This is a genomic window from Rhodococcus sp. EPR-157 (genome assembly GCF_001647195.1).
Lineage (GTDB): Bacteria > Actinomycetota > Actinomycetes > Mycobacteriales > Mycobacteriaceae > Rhodococcoides.
Map to the genome: position 1 here is coordinate 1 of NZ_LVCV01000355.1, position 8,200 is coordinate 8,200.

The window sequence follows — 8,200 nt, forward strand, 5'->3', positions numbered from 1 at the left end:
GCGCCTCGAACGTCTGAAGTACCTTCGACACCTCCTTGGCCCATTCCTTGTAGGACAGGCCCTTGTTCTCTTTCACCGAGGACGCGGCCCGATGCTCCGCTTCCATGCCGTCGACTTCGAGGTGGCCGAACTCGGTATTGGGCAGAAGTACACCGTTGTGCAGTAGGGCCGAACCGATGCCGGTTCCGAACGTGAGGAGGACCACGACCCCGCTCTTGTCCTTGCCCGCGCCGTAGCGATCCTCGGCGACGCCCGCCGCGTCGGCGTCGTTCAGGACAGTGACGTTGGAGTGTCCGAGTGCGGAGGAGAACAGAGCCTTGGCGTCGGTGTCGATCCACGACTTGTCGATGTTGGCCGCCGACCGGGCGATCCCTCCGGTGACGACGGCGGGCAGCGTGACACCGACCGGTCCGGTCCAGTCGAAGTATGCTGTGATCTCTGCTACCACTGCCGCCACGGAGTCGGGAGTCGATGGCTGTGGAGTCTCGATCTTGTATCGGTCGCCGACGAGTTCGCCGGTCACCAGATCCACGATTCCGCCCTTGATGCCGCTGCCGCCCACATCGACGCCGAATCCCTGGCGTTGCCGTGAGTCCGTCGGCGTCGATTCCGTAACTGCCTGTGTCATGTGGCGTGCGCTCCTGATGTCGTGGAACTTCCTCGTACGCACGAATGCCCGTCCTCGGTGAGTACCGTGCTCCCAAAGAATAGTGCCCGTACGCGGAATCGGTAGGGCCATGAACGGAACACGAATCGTTCGAGTGGTGCGCACGCCCCGACCTGTGATCCGATGGTGCACGTGCCGAAACCAGACGACGCCTCCCACCCGAGCAATCGAGAACTTCTGGAGATCGCCCGCGAAGTCGCACGAATCGCGGCGGCACACGTGCGAACCCGTCGGCCCGAAGTGTTCGGTGGCGACGTGCGTGGGGCGTCTGCCACTTCGTCGACACCGGTCCAGACGAAGAGCACGCCCACGGACCCCGTCACCATCGTCGATACGGAGACGGAACAACTGCTTCGCACGCTGCTCGCCGAACGGCGTCCCGACGACCTGATCCTCGGCGAAGAAGGCGGCGGGCAGACGGAATCGGTGCGAGGAATTCGATGGGTGCTCGATCCGATCGACGGCACGGTCAACTTCCTGTATGGACTCCCCGCGTACTCGGTCTCGGTGGCCGCTCAGGTGGACGGTGTCAGCGTTGCCGGAGTCGTCGTCGATGTTGCTCGGGATGTCACGTACAGCGCGGCTCGCGGGGAGGGCGCCACCATGACCCGATCCGACGGCCCCGCGGTCGAACTCACCTGTAATCCGGTATCCGAACTCGCACTTGCGCTCGTTGCTACCGGGTTCGGATACGGCGCGTCACGACGCACTGCTCAGGGGCGGATCATCGCCGAATTGCTCCCTCGAATACGCGACATCCGGCGTGTCGGATCAGCAGCGCTCGACCTGTGCATGGTCGCGTCCGGTGCCGTCGACGCACACTTCGAACACGGTCTCAGTCCATGGGATTGGGCCGCAGGATCTCTCGTCGCCGAAGAAGCCGGGGCCGCTGTCGTGCTTCCGAGCCCGACTTCGACAACAGCAGGTGGTTCGATCACGGTCGCGGTCGCGCCGGGCATCGAACGTCAATTCCTCGAGTGCCTCGAGTCGATCGGCGCGCTCGACGCCATCCCGATCGACTGAGGCGATTGTCAGCAGCGTGCGCTGCGCGCAGCCTCGAGGAGTTCGATGTCGAGTGGGGCGGGGGCTGAACCTTGCGTCACACCCGCCAGCGACTGAAGTACGGACTCGGCGTCGGTATTGGGCTGCAGACTCTGGAAGTACGTACCCAACGCCAGGTCTACGGTGTCGTCGCCGCGGCCGTCCTGGATCAGTTCGGCGCACGGAGCTGCCAGCCACACGGCGCTGGCCGCGGCAAGGCCGTTTGCGCCGAACCTGATCTGACCCTGGCACTGCATGTTCTGATCGAGGTACACCGGATCGTTTCCGACCTGCACATCCGGCGCGCTCGCGAAACCGTATTCGCTCAGATCCGCTGCGACCGTGGCGGCCTGCCCGCGCTCGCCGTTTGCGTTGAACACTCGCACCTTGGTCGCCGAGAGAGCGGCGGGTTCGACATCGAGCAGTGCAGAGCGATCGACTCGTTCGCCGAGGGGCGCGGGGACCGTTCCGTCGCTCGACGGTGCCGTGGAGGGCTCGTTGCATTCGACTGTGGCAGTCACTGCTTCGTCGGAGGTGAACACCCGGACCCAGGTGAAGACACCGAGAAGCGCCAACGCAAGAAGCACGATCATGATCGGAAGCACACGCCTCCGCCGAAAAGGACGGCCGCGATCGTCGACAGAGTCGCCCTCGGTGATCAGTGAAACCACGGTGTGGACACGCCTTTCCTTCGCTGGATCTTCATGTGCGCGCCGACGTTCGAGCAACGGGCTCGGCGTGCGTGCTCACTGTAGTTGGCTTCGGAACGAAGGTCGCTGCACAGGCATGGAATGTCTGGCGGGTCGATGGTGTTCAACGGGGTTGTCAGGCGAAAAGAGAACCGTTCGGCGATTCGGTTTCGCCAAAGTCACGCGGTTCGGCTATTGTCTGGCGGCCCCGGTGGTTTCGAAAGTGAAGCGAATCCGTGGTGGACGGCACAGAAAGGTGAGGTCTCGATCGGGTTTCAACCTCGATCGTTCGGGCATTACCCGGGTAGTTTCTCGGGCACCTTGCATCACTGTCGTCCGTTGGAGAGACGAACCGGATCAGAACACGAGACGGTGAAGACAGCATGAGGCGCGATCCCCGCGGCCGACGAACTCGCCGGCACGAGTGCACGACGTTTTCACCAAATACATGCACTAGAACAAGGGGTACGAAAGAACAATGGCAACCGACTACGACGCACCGAGAAGAACAGAGTCCGATGATGTGTCGGAAGATTCGCTCGAGGAGCTGAAGGCACGCCGCAACGAGGCGCAGTCCGCTGTGGTCGACGTGGACGAGTCGGACACGGCAGAGTCGTTCGAGCTTCCGGGCGCAGATTTGTCCGGGGAAGAACTATCGGTCCGTGTTGTCCCCAAGCAGGCGGACGAGTTCACGTGCTCCAGCTGTTTCCTGGTCCATCACCGCAGTCGACTGGCAAGCGATGCGAGCGGCGTACTCATCTGCCGCGACTGCGCTGCGTAATCTACGCAGCGGTGTGATCGACCGGGAAGTGTTCGTCCGAACGAAGGTGAGGCCGAGACCGCTCAGGCGTGATCTCCGGGGGTGGGCCGAGCCAGGGCAGCGACCAGATCTTCCGGCCGCTGGGTGCTGACCAACCAGTAGGGGGTGGGGTCGTCGGGATCGTCGAGAACTATCAGAACCATTTGTTTGACCCAGGTGCGGTGTTGTACGAAGGCAAGGGGATCGAGCTGCCTTCCCAACGCCGCACTTTTTGCTGTCGCGGGAACGACGGCTGCCGTCGCAATCACGTCCAAGGGCAGGTGCGCCTGTCCGACGCGCAGTTCGCCTACGCCAGACCCGTCGCGAGAGACCTCGACCGTCATTCGACTGAGCCAGTACAGAGCCCAGATCGGAAATGGTAGGAGGAGCACGTACGGAAGCCAGGCGCGCAACCCGGGTGCGCCCATGTGCACTTCGGCTGCGAGGAGGGCTCCCACTGCAAGACCTGCGGGCCACCACCAGAGCGGCACCCACAATTTCTCCGAATGGACAAGGTCGTCCCTGGCCCCGTCGCTCGTCGGGGCGTCGGATTCGAGATCGCGGTGTGAGTCCTGTGGCACGTCCTCCAGCCTAACCTTTCCCCGGGGACGCGTGACTAGGCTCCACTCCTGCGACGGGTCGGGCAGCGTAGTCTCGGAGCACGTGAGAGACGATTCCACCATTGACCACGGCATGTCCGTGCCTCAACAGGTTCGGGTGACGCGGCTGGACCCGGACTTACCTCTGCCGCAGCGCGCGCACGAGGGCGACGCAGGCGTCGATCTGCACGTCACTGCCGATGCGTCCATCGCGCCGGGGGAGCGGATGGTAGTCGGAACCGGTATCGCCGTGGCGCTCCCTCTCGGCACCGTCGGCCTCGTTCATCCGCGCTCCGGGTTGGCAGCGCGGTCCGGTCTGTCCATAGTGAACTCGCCGGGGACCATCGACGCCGGCTACCGCGGCGAGATCAAGGTCTGCCTGATCAATCTGGACCCCCGGGAGACGATCGACCTGGTACGCGGCGATCGCATCGCGCAGCTCGTGGTCCAGAAGGTCGAGCTGGTGACGTTTCTCGAGGTGGACTCGCTGGACGAAACAGCGCGAGGCAGTGGTGGATACGGTTCGAGCGGCGGTCACGCAAGCTTGGCGCACACCCCGATTCCAGAAGGAAAGAACTGATCATGTTCGGACGTCGCAAGAAAAGCTCTGGCCTTCCCGACGAGACGGAGGGTGGGTTCGTCGCCGACGAAACCCCCGACATCTCCGAGGACAGTGCTTCCGAGGATGACGCGGCACCCGGGGGACTCGATCCCGACCAGGGACCGTTCGATCTTGGCGAACTCGACGAGGAGCGAGACGCGCTCGCCGAGACTCGACTGGACCTCGGGTCGGTGCTGGTGCCGCTGCCGGCGGGCGGACAGCTTCAGGTCGAGATGACGCAGGCGGGCGCCCCGCAAGCGGTGCACGTCGTCACGCAATACGGCCGGATCACCATTGCAGCGTATGCGGCCCCCAAGTCTCCTGGTCAGTGGCGTGAAGTCGCTGCGGATCTTGCAGAATCGCTCCGCAACGACAAGTCCGACGTCTCGATCGAGACCGGTCCGTGGGGACGAGAGCTACTCGGTGTCACCGCGAATGCAGATCTGCGCTTCATCGGAGTGGACGGATACCGGTGGATGGTCCGCTGCGTGCTCGCCGGTCCAGCAGGGAACGTGAACAACGACTCTCCGCTCGTGAAGATCGCTCGGGACGTGCTGTCGCAAACCGTCGTCGACCGCGGCACCGATCCGCATCCGGTGCGTACACCGCTTCCCGTCGTCCTTCCCGCCGCACTGACCGCTCAGCTGGCAGCCGCGCAACAACAGCAGGCAGAGCAGGCTGCTCGATCCAACGCCCAGCCGCCTCCGGCTTCGCCCGCGCCTGTCGGACCCACCGAGGGCCCACGTCGAGGCTCGTCGGGCTCGGCAATGCAACAACTCGGCGGCTGACACGCAGAGGGCTGGGGACGGGGGAGTCCTACCGTTCGAGCGAGGCCGACAGTGCACTGACGGCGCGCGCTCCGATTATCCCCGGGTCGGCGCCGATGTCCGCGAGGGTCACGGTCGACAACGAGGACCCGGCTATGTCTGCGTGCCAGATTCGCGCCACGTCGTACGGGTGAACCGGATCGTCCACGGCCGCCACGATCGCTGTCGGCACGCGCAACCGGGCCAGTACTTCTCTATCCGGTGCCGTATACGCAGATGCCTCGAGCAACGCCGCAGGTAGGTCAGGCCATTGCGCCCGCCATGACCGCGTAAGCGTCTCGGCCAGCCATGTCGGAGTCGATGCGACCATCTCGGCAGTGGTGGCCGCCAGCCCCTCGTCGACCAGTCGTCGCGAGGTGTACCGCGCGCTGGCCGCCGCCGGAGCGTCGCCCGGTGGACCGATCCAAGGCGGAAGCGCCGCAAGGATTGCGTACGCCCGGCCGGGGTTACGTGACGCCCACGCCACCGCGACGGCAGCGCCGATCGAGATTCCGCCGATGATGATCGGGCCGTGTTCGCAAGCAGCAGCGTCGAGAGCTGCTTCGTACGATGCAACGACATCGGTCGGATCGGGTTCGATCGCCTCGGTGGACGTCCCGACTGCGGCCAAAGCCGGCGCGAACGCTTCCGCAGCGAACTGCGCATCGCTCCCCGTGCCAGGCAGCACAACGGCGTGTGAGGGCCATTCTCTCATTCCGATCATTGTGCACTTGCACCCGGTGAAATCGTCCTCGGGGGGAGCCCGAACGGTGCGGTTGGCCGTACGCGATCAGCAGGTCTACAGTGGCGGAAGTACACGCCATCGAGGTGGCACAACCCGTCGTAAATGCTCCAGGAGCGCGCAATGGCACCCGCCGCCGCAGGATACTTCCGCAAGCTGACGCGGAAGTTGACCGAGGACGTCGAGGAACTCGACGCCCAAGAAATGGCCGAGTCGTCCGAAGCGTCCGGTGCGAAGCGCGCCTGTGACTGCTCCCGCGGCGATGAAGTCACTATGCTAGGCCGGCTTCGCAGCGTCGATGCGTGTTCGAAAGCCGCCAACGCGAACATCGAAGCAGAGTTCTTCGACGGCACCGATCCCGTGACGCTGGTGTGGATCGGTCGACGGAAGATCGCGGGTATCGAGCCCGGGAAGACTGTGCTGATCCGTGGTCGCGTCGGCGAACGAGACGGTCGCAAGATCGTCTACAACCCGTACTACGAACTCCGCGACGATTCCTGACGCCCTTCCGCGGGCCGTACCGGGCGATGTGGCACTCTCGTGGGTGTGACAGACAGTGAAGGCGAGAACGTCGAGGACCGCAAACAGACCATCCTGGAGCAGCTCGGCGGGCTGACCGGTCTGGTGGCGTCGACGCTGCCCGTCCTGGCTTTCGTACCTGTCAACAGCTTCTGGAACCTCACCGCCGCGATTTGGTCGGCGTTGGCCGTAGCGCTCGGTGTGATGGTGTGGCGGCTCGTGCAGCGTGCACCGATTCAGCCCGCGATCTCAGGGTTCTTCGGTGTCGGAATCTGCGCGTTCATCGCGTATCGCACGGGTGACGCAAAAGGCTACTTTCTCTTCGGCATCTATACCTCGCTCGCGTACGCCGGGGTGTTCGTCGTCTCGATGATCGCCAGGTGGCCACTCGTCGGCGTTGCCTGGGGGTATCTGAACAGCGCCGGATCGTCGTGGCGGAGCAATCGCAGCGCGGTTGCGTCGTACGACATCGCCACGTTCGCGTGGGCGGTGGTCTTCGGCGCCCGGTACCTCGTCCAGTCGCAACTCTACGACGCGGATCAGACAGGATGGCTCGCCGTCGCGCGTATCGGCATGGGCTGGCCACTGACGGGAGTCGCCCTGCTGGTGACGTTCTGGGCCGTTCGTCGAGCCGACCGCGCCCTCGCCGAGGCGTCGTCGACCGACGTGGAACTCACGCCACCAAATCCTGGTACTCGGGATGCTTCGTGAGGAAGCCCACCACGTAGCGACACTCCGGTCGCACGCGTAATCCCTTGCGGCGTAGGTCATCGAGTGCTGCACTCACCAGCATGCTCGCGTAACCGAGTCCCTCGAACTGGGGGTAGATATCGGTGTGCAGAAACGTCACGACGTCACCGTCTCGTGAGTACTTCTCGATCCCGGCGATCTGTTGTCCTGCGAGGATCTCGTACCGAGCGTGCTCGGGGTTGTCACGGACCTGGGCCGAGTCGCTGGATGTGGTCATTGCAGACCCACCGCCGCGCGTAGTTCGCCCTCGACTTCCACCGATGCCACGAACAACAACTCGTCCCCGCCCTCGAGCGGATCGTCCTGCTGCGGCACGATGACCCGTCCCCCGCGCAGGATCGTCACGAGCGCAGCGTCCCGCGGGAGTGACAGTTTGCGGACCGGTTTACCTGCGAGTGGTGTGTTCTCGGGAAGGGTCACTTCGACGAGGTTGGCCCCTCCCTTGCGGAACGTCATGAGATGGACGAGGTCGCCGACGGACACTGCTTCCTCCACGAGAGATGCGAGCATGCGCGGTGTCGACACGGCTACATCGACGCCCCACGACAAGTCGAACAGCCACTCGTTTCGCGGATCGTTCACGCGGGCCACTACTCGGTTGACCCCGAACTCGGTCTTGGCCAACAAGCTGAGCACCAAATTGGCTTTGTCGTCACCGGTCGCGGCGATGACTACGTCGTAGGTCTCGAGGTTCGAGGCTTCCAGCAAGGAAAGTTCGCACGCGTCGGCGAGGATCCACTCGGCTTCGGGGATCGCATCTCGATCGACATGATCGAGTTTGCGCTCGAGCAACATCACCGAGTGATCGTTGCGAATCAGTTCTCGGGCAATGGATCTCCCGACGGCTCCCGCGCCGGCGATTGCGACTCTCATGAAATCCCGTCTCTGTGAGGTTCGGAGTGGCGATCAGTCATCGGAGGGTGGCGGATTCGATGCGAGCGCAACGGCTTCGGCGACGGTGCCCGACACCGCGGCGACGTAGATCTC

General features: G+C 64.2%; 12 protein-coding genes and 1 pseudogene. 6 read left to right on the top strand and 7 right to left on the bottom strand.

Annotated elements, in window-relative coordinates; all coding sequences use genetic code 11:
- Positions 1 to 628: polyphosphate--glucose phosphotransferase (ppgK, locus tag A2J03_RS16375; protein ID WP_068375922.1), on the bottom strand; the 628-nt coding region annotated here is incomplete at its 3' end.
- A 162-nt stretch (positions 629 to 790) separates the two neighbouring features.
- Here ppgK and A2J03_RS16380 point away from each other — a divergent pair.
- Positions 791 to 1,690, top strand: coding sequence for an inositol monophosphatase family protein (locus A2J03_RS16380; RefSeq protein ID WP_068375906.1), 900 nt, complete (start codon positions 791 to 793; stop codon positions 1,688 to 1,690).
- A gap of 8 nt (positions 1,691 to 1,698) precedes the next feature.
- Here the strand turns inward: A2J03_RS16380 and cei are convergent, their stop codons facing one another.
- A complete protein-coding gene (gene cei, locus A2J03_RS16385; RefSeq protein WP_068375908.1) occupies positions 1,699 to 2,379 on the bottom strand; it encodes an envelope integrity protein Cei in 681 nt (226 codons plus the stop codon).
- 496 nt (positions 2,380 to 2,875) lie between these two features.
- Here cei and A2J03_RS16390 point away from each other — a divergent pair, with 496 nt between their 5' ends.
- Complete coding sequence (locus A2J03_RS16390) at positions 2,876 to 3,178, top strand: DUF4193 domain-containing protein (RefSeq protein WP_068375910.1); 303 nt, start codon at positions 2,876 to 2,878, stop codon at positions 3,176 to 3,178.
- A 62-nt stretch (positions 3,179 to 3,240) separates the two neighbouring features.
- Here the strand turns inward: A2J03_RS16390 and A2J03_RS16395 are convergent, their stop codons facing one another.
- A complete protein-coding gene (locus A2J03_RS16395) occupies positions 3,241 to 3,693 on the bottom strand; it encodes a DUF3093 domain-containing protein (RefSeq protein WP_068375923.1) in 453 nt (150 codons plus the stop codon).
- Positions 3,694 to 3,889: 196 nt separating this feature from the next.
- Between A2J03_RS16395 and dut the strand changes: the two genes are divergently transcribed.
- Together dut and A2J03_RS16405 are read left to right on the top strand one after the other, a co-directional pair.
- Positions 3,890 to 4,375: a dUTP diphosphatase gene (dut, locus tag A2J03_RS16400; RefSeq protein WP_068375912.1), complete on the top strand. Its 486-nt coding sequence runs from the start codon at positions 3,890 to 3,892 to the stop codon at positions 4,373 to 4,375.
- Positions 4,376 to 4,377: 2 nt separating this feature from the next.
- Complete coding sequence (locus tag A2J03_RS16405) at positions 4,378 to 5,184, top strand: DUF3710 domain-containing protein (protein WP_068375914.1); 807 nt, start codon at positions 4,378 to 4,380, stop codon at positions 5,182 to 5,184.
- Positions 5,185 to 5,212: 28 nt separating this feature from the next.
- Here A2J03_RS16405 and A2J03_RS16410 read toward each other — a convergent pair whose 3' ends face one another.
- Positions 5,213 to 5,917, bottom strand: coding sequence for an alpha/beta fold hydrolase (locus A2J03_RS16410; protein WP_068375924.1), 705 nt, complete (start codon positions 5,915 to 5,917; stop codon positions 5,213 to 5,215).
- Between the two features lie 150 nt (positions 5,918 to 6,067).
- On the opposite strand from A2J03_RS16410, the gene A2J03_RS16415 reads away from it, so the two are divergent.
- Both A2J03_RS16415 and A2J03_RS16420 read left to right on the top strand, forming a co-directional pair.
- A complete protein-coding gene (locus A2J03_RS16415; protein ID WP_068375927.1) occupies positions 6,068 to 6,445 on the top strand; it encodes an OB-fold nucleic acid binding domain-containing protein in 378 nt (125 codons plus the stop codon).
- Between the two features lie 45 nt (positions 6,446 to 6,490).
- Positions 6,491 to 7,174: a DUF3159 domain-containing protein gene (locus A2J03_RS16420; protein WP_197480822.1), complete on the top strand. Its 684-nt coding sequence runs from the start codon at positions 6,491 to 6,493 to the stop codon at positions 7,172 to 7,174.
- On the opposite strand, the gene A2J03_RS16425 is transcribed toward A2J03_RS16420, so the two are convergent.
- From A2J03_RS16425 to A2J03_RS31960, 3 genes and pseudogenes are all read right to left on the bottom strand, one after another.
- Complete coding sequence (locus A2J03_RS16425; RefSeq protein ID WP_068375918.1) at positions 7,137 to 7,430, bottom strand: GNAT family N-acetyltransferase; 294 nt, start codon at positions 7,428 to 7,430, stop codon at positions 7,137 to 7,139. The two genes, A2J03_RS16420 and A2J03_RS16425, sit on opposite strands and share 38 nt — an antisense overlap.
- Positions 7,427 to 8,086, bottom strand: coding sequence for a potassium channel family protein (locus tag A2J03_RS16430; protein ID WP_068375920.1), 660 nt, complete (start codon positions 8,084 to 8,086; stop codon positions 7,427 to 7,429). The genes A2J03_RS16425 and A2J03_RS16430 overlap by 4 nt, the downstream gene beginning before the upstream one ends.
- Positions 8,087 to 8,119: 33 nt before the next feature.
- Positions 8,120 to 8,200, bottom strand: a pseudogene (locus A2J03_RS31960) (TrkA family potassium uptake protein); the annotation flags it as partial.

What these genes read in the sequence shown, in the direction of transcription:
- A2J03_RS16380 (WP_068375906.1), top strand. Translation starts at nt 791, where the DNA reads ATGGTGCACGTGCCGAAACCAGACGACGCCTCCCACCCGAGCAATCGA.
- A2J03_RS16390 (WP_068375910.1), top strand. Translation starts at nt 2,876, where the DNA reads ATGGCAACCGACTACGACGCACCGAGAAGAACAGAGTCCGATGATGTG.
- dut (WP_068375912.1), top strand. Translation starts at nt 3,890, where the DNA reads ATGTCCGTGCCTCAACAGGTTCGGGTGACGCGGCTGGACCCGGACTTA.
- A2J03_RS16405 (WP_068375914.1), top strand. Translation starts at nt 4,378, where the DNA reads ATGTTCGGACGTCGCAAGAAAAGCTCTGGCCTTCCCGACGAGACGGAG.
- A2J03_RS16410 (WP_068375924.1), bottom strand. Translation starts at nt 5,917, where the DNA reads ATGAGAGAATGGCCCTCACACGCCGTTGTGCTGCCTGGCACGGGGAGC.
- A2J03_RS16415 (WP_068375927.1), top strand. Translation starts at nt 6,068, where the DNA reads ATGGCACCCGCCGCCGCAGGATACTTCCGCAAGCTGACGCGGAAGTTG.
- A2J03_RS16425 (WP_068375918.1), bottom strand. Translation starts at nt 7,430, where the DNA reads ATGACCACATCCAGCGACTCGGCCCAGGTCCGTGACAACCCCGAGCAC.
- A2J03_RS16430 (WP_068375920.1), bottom strand. Translation starts at nt 8,086, where the DNA reads ATGAGAGTCGCAATCGCCGGCGCGGGAGCCGTCGGGAGATCCATTGCC.